Origin of the sequence: Paenibacillus sp. FSL H7-0943 (genome assembly GCF_037963265.1) — a bacterium.
GTDB classification, from domain to species: domain Bacteria; phylum Bacillota; class Bacilli; order Paenibacillales; family Paenibacillaceae; genus Paenibacillus_AQ; species Paenibacillus_AQ odorifer.
Genome location: NZ_CP150148.1, coordinates 2,861,874 through 2,879,273 on the forward strand (window position 1 = coordinate 2,861,874; position 17,400 = coordinate 2,879,273).

The window sequence follows — 17,400 nt, forward strand, 5'->3', positions numbered from 1 at the left end:
TTGGATATGACGGGAGGTGCTACACTTGGGTTATCAACAATTCGGAATTAGCCCTCAGTTGGTGGATCGCATCAAGCTGAAGATGAAAAACTCGACTGTGAAGGATCGTATCAAAAGTATGATTGAGGGCATCTCGAAACAGGAGCTGCAGGATCCTGCGGTTGTTCGCAGATTGGTACGAAAAGCGTCAGGTGTATTGAACGAGAAATTGACCTCGACACAGGAAGAACAAATTGTAAAGTTTATCATTGCGCAGAAAATCGATCCGAACAACACCTTTCATTTGATCCGCTTGTGGGGAATGTTCCGTTAAGTAGCGTATTAAATGAAAAGTAGGGGTTGTCCATAGATGTTTTTTTCATCGTATGTGACAGTCTGCAAGCAGCGATCCTCCTATTACTGGAGGATCGCTGCTTTGCGTTTTTGGTCGTAGTTACGGCATGCTGCAATATGTCTCTATTCCGGACAAACCGATGCCACCGAATCGTGGTCATTCGTCGTCCGGTACCGCTGAATGATGTTCATCCATCGTTTGATGCCACCGAATCATGGTCAACCTTCGTCAGATGCCACTGAATCATAGTCAACCGTTGTCCAATACCGTAGAAATATGATCATTCGCTATCCGATACCGCCGAATTATATCCATCCTACGTCTAATACCACCGAATCATAGTCATCCGCCGTCCGATGTCGCCGAAACATGTTCATCTGCCGTGGGGTACCGCTGAATGATGTTTATCCACCGTCTGATGCTACCGAATCATGCTTATCCAATCGTCCGCTGTGGCATTCGGACTCCAATGACGTTATTCGCAAATATATCGCCTTTGGAGCAAGGTTTCGGACCCCAGTGCAGTTATTCATAAGAAATAAGCTCATAGTTGGCGTTTTTTGTGCCAATAGGGGCTTTGGGGTCCGATAGCCTCCAAAATTCAGGGTAATTTCGCGTATAAGGCCCACTGTGTCCGATGCCACCGAATTCCATTCATCTGCCGTGGGGTACCGCTGAATTATGTTTATCCATCGTCTGATGCTACCGATTCATGTTCATCTATCGTCTGATGCTACCGAATCAAGTTCATCTGCTGTAGGGTACCACCGAATCTTGTTCATCCGCAAGTCGCTACCGCCGAATTATGATCATCCGCTGTGGCTTTCGGACTCCAATGACGTTATTTACAAATATATCGCCTTTGGAGCAAGGTTTCGGACTCCAGTGCAGTTATTCATATGAAATAGACTCATATTTGGCGTTTTTTGTGCCAATAGGGGCTTTGGGGTCCGATAGCCTCCAAAATTCAGGGTAATTTCGCGTATAAGGTCCGCTGTGTCCGATAGCTGCCTCAAGCGCGTAAACTTGTTCGAATAAGCTGAGTTTGAGGCTTCGATCAAGAAGTTTTGGGTCACAAACAGAAAATTGGGATCTTCGCTCAAGAAATTAGGTCTCGCTCAGAAAAATTGGTTGCGATTAAAGGCTAAATTCAAAAAGAAAGGAGCGCTCCAGCCATTTTCATGGCTTAAGGGCGCTCCCTTTTTTTATTCGTGTAAGCGTGTTTGTCTATGATCTTTAGTGGCTGATCTGAACACAATTTGGCTCTCTGAATCACACTGTAGAACGAGTGCCCGAAGATGCTCTTCTTCCATTCTGTTCGTCAGACAAAACAACGTGCTAACCTCTCCATCTTGCCCTGAACCTTCAGCAATCGCAGCTTCTCGGTTTAGGGAGCTTGCGATTGCTTGCTGAATGTCCAAACATCGGCTGCTGGTAATCCAAGCAGTGCGGGAGTGGGATAATCCCCGTAGTGAGATACGAACACCTTCGAAAGCCAGCAGGTAGGCAATAATAGAATACATTGCTTGCTCCCAACCGAACAATGTACCTGCAAAAAGCAGAATTGCACAGTTCAGGATCATAATAACGACTTCCGTTGACTTTGGAGGTCCGCCGCTCAGCAGAGAATACCCTTGGTCACTGGCTTGTTTATTTACACCGCCGAATCTCACAGATATTCCAATACCTACTCCAAGACAGATGCCTCCTGCCATTGCGGCAGGTAAAGGATCGCTAATCACAGCAGGAAAACGATGCAGCGCAAGAGACGCGATGGTTAGGCAGGTTAATCCCAAAACAGTGTAAAGAGCAAAGCGGAGATTTACTTGTTTTCGCGACATAAATATAAAGGGCAGATTGAATAGAAATAGAAACAATCCAAGCTGCATTTCAGTAGTATGAGCGAATAATGCGGATAAACCTGTAATCCCGCCGACAACAAGGCCATGTGGCATTAAAAATAATTCCAATCCTACAGCAGCAAGCAATGCGCCGGCAATGACTGTGAGAACTCGGAAGGTAGAGCTTCTTTGTAGCTGTTGACGTTGATTTATTTTGTTCTGCATAGTTTTTCCTCCTTCAACAGGGGAAACGACCTTACTTATTTTCAGTGGCTATGGCAGATTTTTTTTGATATTCGTGCATCATGTCGTTTCTCAAAGTTGAATACTTTATCCGTTATTTTACAAATCTATTTAGATTCCTTCGTCAGACAATGTCCAAGGACAACAAGGATCAGCACGTAAATGTCTGCGAATGGCTGCAAATGGTTGCAAATCTCTGCGAAAGGCTGAAAATGGCCGCAAATAGCTGGAAATAGCTGCAAATAGCTGTAAATGGCCGCAAATGGTTGCAAATGACGGAGAATGTTGCAAAGGCTCCAATTGGTTGCGAATGGCTGGAAATAGTGAAGAATAGCCAGCACTCCGCTTTCTTTACCCAAATTGGCTAAAACAATTTAAAGTTTATCCCGCGAGACTATAGGCATCCATGATAGATGAAGCACGAGGGCTTAGACCAGCGCAGCGTCCGGCCAGCAAGCCTGCAACGAAGTTGCCAATCAGCGTAACGATAACTGCTGCAAGGGAGCCTAGAGCGCCTCACCGCCTAAGGTGGGTGGATGTACCTCAGTCTCAAGCTGAAGAAGAAGATGGCACCTAAGAAATAACGAAATAGGATCACGAGCTTTTCAATTCGTCTCACATGTTCGGTTTCAGCGAGGAAAAGTCCACTAGTAGTGCGCCAATAACTTCTGTCTGCTAGACGAGTGCTCTCGGAGAATCCAGCAATCAAGAATAGTGCTGCGAATATTACTAATGTAAAAGCGCTCCGGAACGGATATCCAGAACATGGTTCAGCCAAGATACTTGCTTTCTTCCAGTGGATGATGAGCAATGCGAGCATGTATACCCACCGGGAAATCCGCATCTCTATAATTCATGATACATAAGATTTTTATCAATTGAAGTTCTAAATTCCCTTCAGCCGACATTCATTTAGGGCAGAGGTGAACTTCGTTAGTGGAGTGAAATTAGAAAATGAGACGTGAATTTTAACAGGTACAGCCGCAGTCGAAGCAGGAATTTATAAATCACTGGACGGAACAGTAAAGAAAGTACAGGGAGTATTGCAACGACCGCAAGTGACTTCATACCCCACTGTTCAGTTATTTTGATGGCTCCTACCTGAGGGGTTATTTGAGGTGCAATCCTTACGGGAGGTGTAAACTTTCGCTCGTAGCGTTCAATTTCGGATGTCGTTGATTCTTGCTCCGTAGTGAATAATCCTCCAGACCAGGCAGGTGGAAAAGAGAACATCATTCCCAGAATTAGGACTATACGAAGAAACCAATGTAGTGATAAACGCGCTATATATTGCACCGAAATAACACCTCCTAACGGTATGTAGTATAAAAAGCATACCATACCTTTTCCTTTGAATCCAAATTGTTTTGTGAAAAAAATTCATATATAGATGATGAAAACATGAAACCGAACGGGAAAAATGACGTATTTCGCAGCATAGATAACTTTTATTATCTAGTTTCAGTCAGGAGGGATAAATTTGAGCGAATGGCAGGATTTTAACGGTTTTGATGAGCGCAGCTTTTTCGGAAGTTTCATTCATGAGATGCCACTGTTTTTTAAATTATTTGCTTTGCTTTTTCTTGGCCTTTTCGTTTTTATAATTGTTAAATCAGTGAGAATCTGGATGTCCAATAACGCAAGTCCTTTGATAAAAGCAAACTGCACAGCGGTCACCAAACGAACCGAGGTATGGGGTGGATCCGGTGAATCGAGAGCAAATACTAGTTATTATGTTACGTTTGAGTTTGCCGATGGCTCTCGATTGGAGTTGCAGGTAAGAGATCAGGATTTTGGCCTGATTGTAGAAGGTGACCAAGGCGAACTCCTGTATCAAGGGACTAGGTTTAAAAGCTTCAATCGCGATTTGAAGAAAGAACATCTAAATTTCTAAAAAAGTACATACCATTCAAGAATCACCATGCCTGTTTTGGGTAAAACTCATATGAGAGGTTTTACCAGATCTCAATTCTGGAAGGAGGCTATGGTCTTGAATTCAAATAATCCACAATCGCAAGGGCTGGTACCCTTCCATACTCTGAGCGAGGAAGAAGTGCTGAATAGGCTGGAAACTCGGAAAGAGGGTTTATCTTCCGATGAAGCGGCTAAATTTCTGGAGCGATATGGGAAGAATGTACTGCAAGAAGCGAAGACTAAATCGCTATTAGAAAAGTTTATCGAACAATTTAAAAATGTAATGATCTTTATTTTGCTAGTAGCAGCTGTATTATCAGGAGTTTTGGGGGAATGGACGGATACGATTATTATTTTGCTTGTAGTCATTCTGAACGCGGTGCTTGGAGTTATTCAGGAAAATAAGGCGGAGCAGGCACTCGATGCGCTTAAAAGCATGTCCTCTCCGCATGCCAGAGTAAGACGTTCCGGTCAGGTTACTGAGATAAAAAGTGAAGACCTCGTACCCGGGGATATCGTATTACTGGAAGCCGGAAATGTAGTTCCGGCGGATATAAGACTTTTGGAAGCCGCATCGTTAAAGACGGAGGAAGCCGCGCTTACAGGAGAATCATTGCCATCAGAAAAGCGGGCCGGTGTGCTTGAAGGCAGCGACATTGTAATCGGTGACCGCACCAATATGGCTTATATGAGCAGCAGTGTTACTTATGGCCGGGCGGTTGGTGTCGTTACAACAACAGGAATGCAGACGGAGGTCGGTAGAATTGCCGGTTATATCTCGGAGGAAGATAATGATGTAACACCGCTGCAAAAAAAGCTGGATGAACTAGGGAAATATTTCACCTTTATTATTCTTGGCGTTTGCGTGATTATCTTTGCCGTTGGGATCTTCGAGGGAAGAGAGCTAATGGATATGCTACTCACCTCGATCTCACTTGCGGTAGCGGCTATCCCGGAAGGGCTGCCAGCAATTGTTACGATCATTCTCGCGCTTGGTGTGCAGCGAATGGCGGGACGAAAAGCGATCATTCGCAAGCTTCCTGCCGTGGAGACACTCGGAAGTACAGAGATTATATGCTCCGATAAGACAGGTACTTTAACATTAAATAAAATGACTGTCGAAAAAGTACATGTCAACGGAAAGACCACTGATTCCAGTGCAGGACTTGAAGGGATTCCTGGTGGTGAGTTATTGCTTCAAGCTATGACGCTTTGTAATGACTCCAGCATTGACGAAGGAAAGACTCCTAGTGAAACTGAAGCAAAAGCTGGAAACAAGGATCCCCAAACCAAGAGCGGAAAAGCAATCATCGGCGATCCGACGGAGACCGCGTTAGTCGATTATGCGCTTAGTATAGGTACTGACAAAAGGGAGCTTGAAAAGAAATATCCACGTAAAAATGAGCTGCCTTTTGACTCTGATCGCAAGCTGATGACAACGATTCATGAGGTAGAAGATGGTCGATATCGTGTGCTGACAAAGGGTGCACCAGATGTACTTTTGTCCAAATGCAGCCATATTTATGTGGATGGAGAAATTGTACCTCTACAAGACGAACATAAGCGGAATATCATGGAGAGTAATAAAATGCTCGCAAATGACGCACTTCGAGTGTTGGCGTTTGCTTTCCGAGATGAGGAGCAGCTGCCGACCGATCTCTCACCAGATACCACGGAGATAGAGTTAGTATTTATTGGTTTGGTTGGTATGATAGACCCGCCGCGTGAGGAAGTACGGGATGCGGTAGCCATCTGCCGTAAAGCGGGAATAAGACCTGTAATGATTACAGGGGATCATCGTGATACAGCAGCGGCTATTGCCAAAAGATTAGGGATTATTGAAGATGAATCAGGTGTATTAACGGGCAGTGAGCTGGATAAATTCAGCGAAGAGGAATTTGCGGAGAAGGTTACCGATTATTCGGTTTATGCACGCGTCTCTCCTGAACACAAGGTGCGTATCGTTAAGGCTTGGCGGCAAAAAGGAAAAATTGTGGCGATGACCGGAGATGGTGTAAATGATGCTCCTGCACTTAAATCATCCGACATCGGTGTGGGCATGGGGATAACCGGAACGGATGTTGCCAAGGGTGTATCAGATATGGTGCTTGCCGACGATAACTTTACGACTATAGTTGTTGCCGTTGAAGAAGGACGGAAAGTTTACAGCAATATCCGCAAAGCAATCCAGTTCCTTCTCTCCGCTAACCTTGGGGAAGTGCTGACATTATTTATTGCCACTATGATTGGTTGGCGTATTCTAGAGCCGATCCATATCCTGTGGATTAATCTCGTTACGGATACTTTACCTGCACTTGCCCTCGGGCTTGAGAAAGCCGGTGAGGATGTAATGGCGAAGAAGCCGCGTAAAGCAAGCAGTAGCATCTTTGCCGGCGGCGTGGGGATTGGGATTATATATCAAGGGATTATAGAAGCGGCGCTTACGTTATTCGTGTACCAATGGGCGCATACGCATTACAATGAAGGTATTGCGGTTACAATGGCCTTTGCCACATTAGGATTACTGCAAATTGCCCATGCTTTTAACGTCAGATCCAATAAAAAATCGCTATTCCAGATCGGTTGGTTCAGCAATCGGTATATGTTATGGGCGTCGCTGATCTCTATACTAATGCTTGTGCTTGTGATCATCATCCCGGGCTTAAACGACTGGTTTGGTGTCTCACATTTAAGTGGATTACAGTGGGGAATAGTATGTGCAGCAGCTGTAGCGATTATTGTCATAGTAGAACTTGTAAAGCTGTTTGTCCGGATAAGCGGAAGGGGCAAGAGCTGGGATTAAGAATTTGGTTAAGAGTTGTAGTCAAAAAGCCTGAATCCCTTCAATAGGGATTCAGGCTTTTTGAATGATTTCTTTTAAAGTATGGGAAGCTTATAAAACACGTTGCATGTGGAGGATTACATTACTCCAATAACCTGAGTCGAGGTCACTGATCTGAACTCCGGGTTCGCCCCAAGTGTGGATAAACTTTCCGTCTCCAATGTAAATACCGACATGACCAGGTATAGCATCACTTTCAAATCGGCCGGGAACGGTAAAAAAGATAAGATCTCCTACATCCAGTTCGCTTCGACTTACACGAGTACCTAAATTATCTTGATCTTTAGCTAAACGAGGTAAGCTGACACCGAATTTTTTGAAAACATGCCTTGTAAAAGAAGAGCAATCAAATTTTTTGGTTTCTTCATAAGATCCAGCGCCAAAGTCGTAGGGTACACCTAAGAAATTTTTGGCAAAAGCGACTAACTCCTTTTTATCCGCTTCAGAAATACTTTGAATGCGTAAAGATTTAGATTCACTCGTGAATTCGACCGTCGATAATTTTTCGATAGTCTTACGTTCGGACGGTGTAGCAATGTTTATCTCACCCGACTGGGGATTCCAGCCTACTTCTGTTTGCAGAAATTTGGACAAGGCTAAAGGGGTGATATAGATTTGCCCTTCTTGTCGTCTAGGGGCCTGTGGCAGTGTGATTTTTTCCCCAAGTGAGAATACCTGTGGTGAGCCAGGGCGCAGCATATACATAACATCGCTATAACCGATTTTAGTGTATCCATCACTTGAACCATCATCTTTCATCCGATATCCGAGCGAAGTAACCGCAGGCTTAAGTGGAATCCAGTACTTTCCCTGAGCGTCAGTAATTGCAGATTGTTCATAATAACTGGAGGCATTTGTTCCATCAGGAGTTAGCGCGTTAACCTTAGGTTTTTGCGATTGAGATGAATAACCGCAGGATGAACTCGTTAAAGCGACAGCAAGCAATACAGCAGCGGTGGTTAGTAGTCTTTTGTGATTATTAGCCATTTAACACGCTCCATCTTCAAACTGTAAATTAAGTTTGTGCAGGGCGATTTTTTTTATGTAAAAGAAACGAAGGCAATCGTTGTAAGAGACAACCAAGCATTACCTGTTTTGATGTCATATATTCTTCAGAATTTGAAATCTATGGAAATATGATAAGTGATTGACGGATAAACAACCTCCATATAATATAGGTTTAATAGATTTCTATCATTAATGTGAGGTACGTGTAAGCTTATGCTTTAATGCTTTTATCGATAAAAGTGATAATGCTGAGTCGCTCACCTTGATGTATGCGTTAATAAACTAATGAAATGGGGTACTTTGATGAAAAAGAGAAACATTTTGGCGGGATTAAGCTTATGCTTCATGCTCGTAGCAGCTGGTTGTGGTAACAATAACACTGCGGGAAACGCAGGAAATGCAGCGAATTCCGGTAATTCCCCTACGAATGCAGGAGCAGCAGATTCAAAAACGTACAAAATTGCGATCTCGCAATATGTGGAGCACCCCTCACTTGATGCTACACGTGAAGGAATTCTCGCTGCTTTGAAGGATGCAGGAATCGTTGAAGGTGAGAACCTGAAGGTTGACCTTGAGAATGCTCAGGCTGATCAAGCGAATAACTTGTCCATTGCTCAAAAGATTGCCGCTGACTCTAATGATTTGGTATTGGCAATTGCAACGCCTTCCGCTCAATCAATTGTTCAAGCACTCAGCAAAGCAAGTAAGGATACACCGATTTTATTCGCAGCCGTAACTGACCCACTCGACGCGAAGATTGTCACGGATCTGGAGCATCCAGGTGGCAATGTATCAGGGGTATCGGACACCAATCCCGAAGCGATTAACAGATTAATGCAATTTATAGCTACCCAATTTCCTAACGTGAAAAAGCTGGGCATCGTTATTAATGAAGGTGAACCAAATGCAGTAATTATGGCTGAGATTGCTAAAAAAGAGTTGGATAAACATGGAATCGAGCTAGTGAAGGCTGCCATCACGAATACCTCTGAAGTCAAACAAGCTGCAGAATCACTTGTGGGTCGTGTAGATGCATTCTACATTACTTTGGATAACACAGTCGTAAGTGCAGTGGATACCATTATTCAAACAGCTAATGACAAGAAAATTCCCTTCTTCTCCAGTGACCGTGATACGGTTGAAAAGGGAGCTTTCGCCACCGTTGGTTTTAAATATTTCGATCATGGCTATCAAGTGGGTCAAATGGCCGTGGATATTTTGAAAAATGGTAAAAAGCCAGCTGATATGAAAGTAACCATGCAAGAAAAACTCGATCTCATTCTTAACCTGAAATCTGCAGCAGCGCAAGGCATAGAAGTGACTGATGCAATGAAGGCAGAAGTTGCCGATCAAGCTAACAATATTATTCAATAAGCCATTATATAGGGGCGATTTCGTGAGAACGCCCCTTTCCGCTCGAAGGAGGAAGTCATCTATGTTAAATTCGATGCTCGGGGCCGTTGAAATGGGACTGCTTTACGCATTTATGGCTTTAGGTGTATACATTACCTTTCGTATTCTTGATTTCCCTGATTTGACTGTAGATGGGAGCTTTACCACTGGTGGTGCCATTGCCGCTGTTATGATTACTAACGGTTATGCACCATGGCTTGCTACCCTGGCCGCTATTGCTGGTGGAATGCTGGCAGGAATGTGTACGGGCCTATTACATACGAAAGGCAAGATTAATGGACTGTTATCCGGGATTTTGATGATGATTGCACTCTATTCCATTAATCTGCGGATATTTGGTGGCAAACCGAACTGGTCTTTAATGGGCGACACTACCTTGTTCACTTCCATTGATCCTCTGCTCGTTCTGCCGTTTGTAGTTATTTTTGTGAAAATAGTAATGGATTTATTCCTGCGTACAGATCTTGGACTTGCGCTGCGGGCTACCGGAGATAATGCAAGAATGATCCGTAGTCTGGGTGTGAACACGGATAATACCACTATTCTTGGTGTCAGTTTATCCAATGGAATGGTGGCGCTCTCGGGGGCGTTAATCACTCAGTATTCTACTTTTGCGGATTCCTCTATGGGTATTGGGATGATTGTAATCGGGTTAGCTTCGGTGATCATCGGTGAAGCCATATTCGGTGCTAAAAATGTATTTCGGGCCACATTGGCTGTTGTGCTCGGATCCATAGTTTACCGGATCGTAGTTGCACTTGCCTTGCGGGTACCGTGGCTGAAAGCTTCGGATCTTAAGCTGATCACAGCAATTATCGTTATTTTCGCTCTTGTATTCCCGTCGATTCAGCGTTTCCTGAAGCAGAAGAATATGGCGCGGAGGCGTTCCGTTGAATTAGCTGAGCAGGCGCTAAGCAGCAAGAGAGGAGGCACCATCGATGCTTAAACTGGAGAACGTATCTAAGCTGTTCAATCCCGGAACACCCGATGAGAAAATAGCGCTGCTCGGCATTGACTTGGAGCTTCTTCCCGGTGATTTTGTCACCATCATTGGAAGTAATGGAGCTGGTAAATCTACGTTGATGAACATTATTTCCGGTGTCATGAAGCCGGATCTGGGTACAGCCAGCATTGAGGGAAATTCAATCAGCCATTTGGCGGAATTTCAACGGAGTCGTTGGATCGGCCGTGTCTTTCAGGACCCAATGGCGGGTACGGCTCCACATATGACGATTGAAGAAAATTTAGCTATGGCTTATAAAAGAGGCAAAAGCAGAGGGTTAACCTTTGGCGTAAATAAAGCTAAAAGAGCTTTGTTTCGCGATGAGCTAAGCCGTCTGGGGATTGGGCTGGAAGATCGCCTGCGGGCAAAAGTAGGGTTGTTGTCAGGGGGAGAGAGACAAGCGCTAAGTCTGCTAATGGCGACCTTTACTCAACCGCAAATTTTACTTTTAGATGAACATACAGCAGCCCTTGACCCTTCTCGTGCGGAGCTGATTACTAAACTGACAGAGTCCATTGTCCGAGAGATGAAGTTAACCACCCTAATGGTTACTCATAACATGGAACAGGCCATTCGTCTTGGCAATCGTCTGATCATGATGGATAAGGGCCGTATTATTTTGGATATCGATGAGGAACGTAAAAAAGATCTTACTGTAGAACGGCTGCTCGGAGAATTCGAGACAATCAGCGGACATAAATTGGCAGATGACCGAATGATGCTGGGCTAGTCAGTTGTAGCTGTGAAGGTAGCTCAATATAAGGGCTTGAAGTGAAGTCTGATTCTGGATTTCATTTCGAGCCCTTTTTTACATAGGAATTTTTTCGCCGAGCCATTATACTATCCTTATCTTTCAGTTCACGTAAATTTACCCAAATGGAACATTATGGTTTATAATGGAATTATAGTGATAATAAATGAAAATTATCATATTTAGGGAGCGGAGAATGCAGATGATTTGGAAAAATGTTAGCGCTTACAGAAGTTCGGGCATTTTCAACAAAATGATACTGATTATTTCCTTTTTGCTTCTACTTTCCTTTTTATTCTCTTTGACCGTTTTACAATATGTGTATCGTATCTATGACAAGCAAATTTATGAAAAGGCCTCTGAGGTACTGGGGATGTCCTCCATTAGCATCGAAAATGCCCTAAGAGAATTGGATCAGCTTTCTTTTACAGTGGTGTCTGATGAGCAAATTCAGGAATGCCTGCGCCAATTGCAGAATGATCCACAGCCTTATGAAAGACAAGTTCTACATAACAAGATCATAAACAGGCTGGTTGCTTTTGCAGGGGCAGAGAAATACGTTTATTCCATGATGCTGATGGATACGAGTGGCGGAGTAATGACTGCGGGCAATCGTGAAGGAGTATCACAGGATCTGCAGGATCAGTTAAAGCCGTTAGCTGCGGAAGCTAGCGGGAGTATAGTGTGGTATCCGCAAGGAAACAGAAATTCACTTTTGGCGGTTCGGCAGATTAAATCTTATACAGGGTCAACGTTTACGCTGGATGATCTGGGTACACTCGTGATCCGTATTCGGATCGATCTAATCATTGCGGATAGTACGAGCGAAACTGACCAATTAATCGCAGTTGATGCCACGACGGGACAGGCAATCTATCCTGAAGCGCCGATTCTTTTGCCAGAAGAGCTTAAAGAAGAGACAGAACGTCCGGAGCTATATCGCACGGCCAAATATCAAGAAGGTACTTATTTTATAACCAAGACGAAATCATCTTATATAGATTGGATCTACATCAATGCCACTCCATTTAATGAGATGTTCAAACATATTACTTTTGTCAAAAAGCTGGTCGTCATCATATTCGCACTAATCTTATTAATTGGTCTCCTTTTAGGCTACAGGCTTGCTCGCAGTATTGTACGTCCGATCTCTAAGTTGACCAAAAAAATGAAGCAAATCGAGAAAGGCGATCTGGACAATCTGGAGGAACAGTCATTAGGTGTGGTTTCACAGACTGCGCAGGACGAGGTTAGTCAGCTAAACCGGACTTTTAAAATGATGATCCGCAGGATCAGAGAGCTTATTGATGAGAACTATGCGAAGCAGCTGATTATTAGAGAGACAGAGCTAAAAGCTTTGCAGGCACAGATTAATCCGCATTTTTTGTACAATACACTGGAATCGATCAACTGGTTAGCCAAAATGAACAAACAAGCCAAAATCTCAGAAATGGTAGAAGCGCTCGGTTACTTGTTCCGCAGCTCTATTGGTCTAAAGGATCCGCTGATTACACTAGAAAAAGAGATCACTATCGTGCGCAATTATGTCATTATCCAGAAAACACGGTTTGATGAGAGGCTTGATTTCCGGATGGATGTACCTGAACATCTGCATGACGCTTTGATTCCGAAGCTGACCTTGCAGCCTTTAATCGAAAATGCTATCCGCTATGCACTAGAGCCTAATATTGAGCCGTGTACCATTTCTATAACAGTTAGTGAAGAAGAGCAGGGCCTCGATATCAGAGTCAGTGATAATGGACCGGGAATGAGCGCTGAATTTATCAAAGATTTGCAGATGGGAAGAGTTAAGACCCGTGGAGAAGGCATCGGCTTAGCTAACATCGCGGAACGGATTCAAATCGTCTTCGGTCCTGAATGGGGCACTTCCATAGAAAGTGAACCGGGTCAAGGAACAACTATACATGTGCGTATACCTTACTTAAAAGGAGTGCTAGAGAATGTATAAACTGCTGCTGGTGGATGATGAACGCTTGATTCTGGAAGGGATATCGCAGGTTGTGGACTGGGGACGAGCGGGAACAGAGCTTGTAGGCACGGCGTGGAACGGGATTGAGGCTTTGGTAAAAATAGAGGAGCTTAGCCCCGAAATTGTGATCACTGATATTTCTATGCCTGGTTTAGATGGTTTGGGACTGGTGCAAAAATGCAGTGAACGATTTCCAGATGTGAAATTCGTTATGCTGACTGGTTATAAGGATTTTGATTATGCTTGTATTGCTATGCAGAACGGGGTCAAACATTATCTTTTAAAGCCGTGCAATGAGAATCAGATCCATGAAGCGCTGGTTGAGCTGGTAGCAGAGCTCGATGAACAGAAGAGCCGGGGCGAATTCGTAAATAGCATGAAACAACGTCTTCAGAAGGTGTTGCCCCATGTGAAAGAACAATTTTTGAAGGAATGGATCTCTAACAAAACTTATGGAAGTCAGGATCTAGAGTACTATCAGGAATTATTCGGCATTGAACTCAATGACAAAACGGTACGCTTGCTCCTGTTCCGACTAGAAGGTTCTTACGAATATGAGCAATTGTTCGCTCTGCAAAATATTGCCCAGGACGTACTTCAGGAAACACTCCTGAGTGCGACGATAGGCGGTCATTTATTAATATTACTGGAAGACGAAGGAAATACGGTGCAGAATAGCCCCTTGCTTAAACGTATCGCTGAAGTAAGAGAGGTATTCTGCAAGTTTTATAAAATGGATGTGACAATCGCGATTAGTGATGCTGACCTTATGATTCATTCCCGGAGATTGTATCGTCAGACCTTGCAGTGCCTAAACCATCGTTTTTATTTGGAGGCGGGCGGTTTGATTACCGGGAGTGATATCCCAAGTGATGAGCTAAGTGGAAGAAATGATATCGAGCTAGATGAAGAGCATATTTGTCTACTTATAAAAGCAGGCGATCAAAATACGGTGGAGCTGGAATTGGAACGATTATTCAACTTGCTCGCTGATGAACGGTTAGATATTAACGTGACGCGTTCTTATGTTTTACAGTTATATTCCGCTATGATTCGTTTAGCAGTCCCTGATGAAAGAAATAGCTTCACATCGGGCTTGGCGGAGCTTGCCGAAATTAGAACCTTGGGAGGTTTAAAAGCATACGTCAAAGAGGCAGCGGTTCGCTTAACAGCGATGTATGACCGACATTTTAGTTCCCGGCAATCGCTTATTGTAGACAAAATGTTCAAAATTATCGCAGAGGATTACAAGAATGCAGAGCTGTCGCTTAGCTCGGTCGCTGCTGAAATGTTATATATGAATCCCGACTATCTAGGCAAAATATTCAAGAAAATTACCGGAGAGAAATTCTCGAATTACGTAACCAATTACCGGATTGCTAAAGCATCGGAGCATATTTTGAGAAGTGGGGATGTAAGAGTATTTGAGCTGGCTGAAATGTTCGGCTTCGGTGGAAATGCACAATATTTCAGTCAGGTTTTTAAAAAAGTAACCGGCCAGACCCCTACAGATTTCATGAAACCCCCTCAAGCGAACTGATTATTGAACAAACAAGACGGTTTTTTGTATTCAATAATCACGGAATATTTGAGAAAATTTAACCAATGAAAGCGCTACCTAAAGGGATCAGAGCCTTTACACTATCATAGGAAAAGGGGACATGAAATTGAAAAAGAGATTCGCTTTACTAGCCGTACCATTATTGCTGTCGTCGATGTTAGCTGGTTGTGGAGGTAACAACAATAACAATGCTGCTGCTACGGATTCCGCTACAAATACTCCTTCGGAGACGAAACCTGCGGCCACGACCTCAGCAGAACCAGTAACCCTGCGTATCGCATGGTGGGGTGGAGATACAAGACATTCTTATACACAACAAGTTATTGATATGTATGAAGCCAAATATCCGAATGTAACCATTGAGCCTGAATATGCATCCTTTGATGATTACTGGAAAAAGCTTGCTCCGCAAGCTGCTGCAAATAGACTTCCTGACATCGTTCAAATGGATATTTCCTATATTAATCAATATGGATCTAACGGACAGCTCGAAGATTTGAAACCTTATTTGAACTCTCAGATTCAAGTCGGCGATGTGAATGAGAACGTGCTGAGTACTGGAGTGATCGGTGAGAAGCAATACGGAATTCCGTTAGGGGTTAACGTACTTGGTTTTCAATATGATCCAGAATTGCTGAAAAAGGCAGGTGTTGATTCTATCCCAGAGAACTGGACTTGGGATCAATACAAGGAAATCGCCGCAAAAGCTAAGTCGGCTGGACTGTATATGGACGGTTCCATGGCAGCAGACGTGTTCTTCAACTATTATCTGCGTACAAAAGGGCTGGCACTCTATAACAATGATGGTTCCGCACTTGGTTATGAGGACGATGCGTTGTTCACTGACTTTTTCGGAATGTTGTCTGGTTTGATTAAAGATGGAGCGGTCCCATCACAAGACAAACTGAGCCAAAATAAAGGGGTTATTGAAGAGTCGGATATTGTTAAAGGGACAGGTATCGGTGTATGGCAATGGTCGAACCAATACGTTGCTTTGCAAATCGCTGTAAATCGTCCTATGGAGCTGGCACAAATGCCTGGTCCAGATATGGATAAAGGGCTTTACATGCAGCCAAGTATGTACTGGTCAATTACTTCTAACTCTAAAGTGAAGGAAGAAGCAGCGAAGTTCGTTGATTTCTGGATTAATGATGTGGAAGCTAACAACCTGATCAAAGGCGAACGCGGAGTACCGATTTCAAGCAAAATCAAAGAATCTGTAGCTACACAATTAACTGATTCCGGTAAGCAAGTATTTAAGTTTGTTGCTGACATGGAGCCTACTACTTCACCTATGAGTCCACCGGTTGGATCACCAGAGGTTGTAGCCCTGCTTACAGACCTTGCTGAACAAATGAACTTCGGGAAAATCGATCCAGCAGCAGCAGCGGCACAGTTCCGAAAAGAAGCGAACTCTATTCTTTCCAGCCGTTAATCGTAGGGTAACAGATAACTATACTGCGTCTCACATGGGAAACGGCATGCCATTTCGCTAGGCGGCATCCCGTTTCCCATATTATTCACATAAAAAGGAGTTGGAGACCCTTGGCATTAACGAATCCCCTACCTTCGAATCCATTGGCTGTTAAGAAAAAGAACCTCACCGGCCGGCGGTTACGAAGCAACCTTACAGGATATGCCTTCATCAGTCCGTTCGTCATTGGCTTCCTTTGCTTCACACTGATCCCGATGATCATTTCGCTGTATCTTTCTTTTACCAAATACAATTTATTCGCTCCACCTAAGTGGATTGGATTTGATAATTACATCAAAATGTTCTCAAATGACCCGAAATATTTGCATTCACTAAAGGTAACGCTGCTTTACGTATTTATCGGTGTGCCTTTACGTCTAACCTTCGCATTATTTGTGGCCATGATTCTAAATACGAAATCACGTATGGTAGGAGCCTATCGGACAACTTATTATTTACCTTCTATTATAGGGGGTAGTGTGGCGGTCTCCATCATGTGGCGTAATATTTTTAGTGATACAGGAATTATTAACGGCATGCTTGGCTTTTTCGGAATTGGACCGGTAAGTTGGTTTGGCAATCCGAATGCTGCGCTTATCATGTTGATAACTCTATCTGTGTGGCAGTTTGGCTCATCCATGTTGATCTTTCTTGCAGGTCTTAAAAATATTCCTGGTGAAATGTATGAGGCAGCTAGTGTGGATGGAGCCGGATTCTTCAGAAAGTTCTTCAAGATTACTATGCCACTCTTAAGTTCAGTGATTCTGTTTAATCTAGTTATGCAGACGATCAGCGCATTCATGACCTTTGTTCCAGCTTATATTATCTCTAAAGGTGAAGGCGGACCTATGGACGGCACTATGTTGTATTCTCTCTATTTATTCCGTCAGGCCTTTATGTTTAATAATATGGGTTATGCTTCGGCTATGGCTTGGGTAATGTTGTTGCTTGTCGGCATCATGACCGGAATCTTGTTCAAGACATCCAAATCGTGGGTCTTCTACGAGTCGGAAGGAGGAAAATAAT

The 17,400-nt window shown here is 43.6% G+C and carries 15 protein-coding genes; 12 read left to right on the top strand and 3 right to left on the bottom strand.

Annotation, left to right across the window (positions count from 1 at the left end):
• The first annotated feature begins 25 nt into the window (after positions 1–25).
• Together NSQ55_RS12320 and NSQ55_RS12325 are read left to right on the top strand one after the other, a co-directional pair.
• Complete coding sequence (locus NSQ55_RS12320) at positions 26–313, top strand: stage VI sporulation protein F (protein WP_036686212.1); 288 nt, start codon at positions 26–28, stop codon at positions 311–313.
• 702 nt (positions 314–1,015) lie between these two features.
• The gene (locus NSQ55_RS12325; RefSeq protein ID WP_339173600.1) at positions 1,016–1,237 is read left to right on the top strand and encodes a hypothetical protein; all 222 of its coding nucleotides are present in this window, start codon (positions 1,016–1,018) and stop codon (positions 1,235–1,237) included.
• Positions 1,238–1,539: 302 nt separating this feature from the next.
• On the opposite strand, the gene NSQ55_RS12330 is transcribed toward NSQ55_RS12325, so the two are convergent.
• A complete protein-coding gene (locus NSQ55_RS12330; protein ID WP_076125880.1) occupies positions 1,540–2,400 on the bottom strand; it encodes a YitT family protein in 861 nt (286 codons plus the stop codon).
• A 424-nt stretch (positions 2,401–2,824) separates the two neighbouring features.
• Here NSQ55_RS12330 and NSQ55_RS12335 point away from each other — a divergent pair, with 424 nt between their 5' ends.
• A complete protein-coding gene (locus NSQ55_RS12335; RefSeq protein WP_175617292.1) occupies positions 2,825–2,995 on the top strand; it encodes a hypothetical protein in 171 nt (56 codons plus the stop codon).
• Between the two features lie 356 nt (positions 2,996–3,351).
• On the opposite strand, the gene NSQ55_RS12340 is transcribed toward NSQ55_RS12335, so the two are convergent.
• Positions 3,352–3,714 (bottom strand): hypothetical protein, encoded by a 363-nt coding sequence (locus NSQ55_RS12340; RefSeq protein WP_339173604.1) that lies wholly within the window; start codon positions 3,712–3,714, stop codon positions 3,352–3,354.
• A 184-nt stretch (positions 3,715–3,898) separates the two neighbouring features.
• Between NSQ55_RS12340 and NSQ55_RS12345 the strand changes: the two genes are divergently transcribed.
• Both NSQ55_RS12345 and NSQ55_RS12350 read left to right on the top strand, forming a co-directional pair.
• Complete coding sequence (locus tag NSQ55_RS12345) at positions 3,899–4,312, top strand: DUF2500 domain-containing protein (protein WP_339173606.1); 414 nt, start codon at positions 3,899–3,901, stop codon at positions 4,310–4,312.
• A gap of 126 nt (positions 4,313–4,438) precedes the next feature.
• A complete protein-coding gene (locus NSQ55_RS12350) occupies positions 4,439–7,135 on the top strand; it encodes a calcium-translocating P-type ATPase, SERCA-type (protein ID WP_339174493.1) in 2,697 nt (898 codons plus the stop codon).
• Between the two features lie 90 nt (positions 7,136–7,225).
• Here the strand turns inward: NSQ55_RS12350 and NSQ55_RS12355 are convergent, their stop codons facing one another.
• A complete protein-coding gene (locus NSQ55_RS12355; protein WP_339173608.1) occupies positions 7,226–8,161 on the bottom strand; it encodes an NlpC/P60 family protein in 936 nt (311 codons plus the stop codon).
• Positions 8,162–8,485: 324 nt separating this feature from the next.
• On the opposite strand from NSQ55_RS12355, the gene NSQ55_RS12360 reads away from it, so the two are divergent.
• From NSQ55_RS12360 to NSQ55_RS12390, 7 genes are all read left to right on the top strand, one after another.
• The gene (locus tag NSQ55_RS12360) at positions 8,486–9,556 is read left to right on the top strand and encodes an ABC transporter substrate-binding protein (protein ID WP_076125887.1); all 1,071 of its coding nucleotides are present in this window, start codon (positions 8,486–8,488) and stop codon (positions 9,554–9,556) included.
• Between the two features lie 61 nt (positions 9,557–9,617).
• A complete protein-coding gene (locus NSQ55_RS12365) occupies positions 9,618–10,541 on the top strand; it encodes an ABC transporter permease (RefSeq protein ID WP_036686219.1) in 924 nt (307 codons plus the stop codon).
• Positions 10,534–11,328 carry an ABC transporter ATP-binding protein gene (locus NSQ55_RS12370; protein ID WP_076135466.1) on the top strand — a complete coding sequence of 265 codons (795 nt, stop codon included), beginning with the start codon at positions 10,534–10,536 and terminating at the stop codon, positions 11,326–11,328. Before NSQ55_RS12365 ends, NSQ55_RS12370 begins: the two co-directional genes overlap by 8 nt.
• Before the next feature lie 223 nt (positions 11,329–11,551).
• Positions 11,552–13,318 (top strand): sensor histidine kinase, encoded by a 1,767-nt coding sequence (locus NSQ55_RS12375; protein ID WP_339173617.1) that lies wholly within the window; start codon positions 11,552–11,554, stop codon positions 13,316–13,318.
• The gene (locus NSQ55_RS12380) at positions 13,311–14,879 is read left to right on the top strand and encodes a response regulator (RefSeq protein ID WP_076183420.1); all 1,569 of its coding nucleotides are present in this window, start codon (positions 13,311–13,313) and stop codon (positions 14,877–14,879) included. The genes NSQ55_RS12375 and NSQ55_RS12380 overlap by 8 nt, the downstream gene beginning before the upstream one ends.
• 127 nt (positions 14,880–15,006) lie before the next feature.
• Positions 15,007–16,335 carry an extracellular solute-binding protein gene (locus NSQ55_RS12385; RefSeq protein WP_248548093.1) on the top strand — a complete coding sequence of 443 codons (1,329 nt, stop codon included), beginning with the start codon at positions 15,007–15,009 and terminating at the stop codon, positions 16,333–16,335.
• Positions 16,336–16,478: 143 nt separating this feature from the next.
• Positions 16,479–17,399, top strand: a complete 921-nt coding sequence (locus tag NSQ55_RS12390; protein ID WP_076105030.1) for a sugar ABC transporter permease — start codon at positions 16,479–16,481, stop codon at positions 17,397–17,399.
• Position 17,400: the final 1 nt, after the last annotated feature.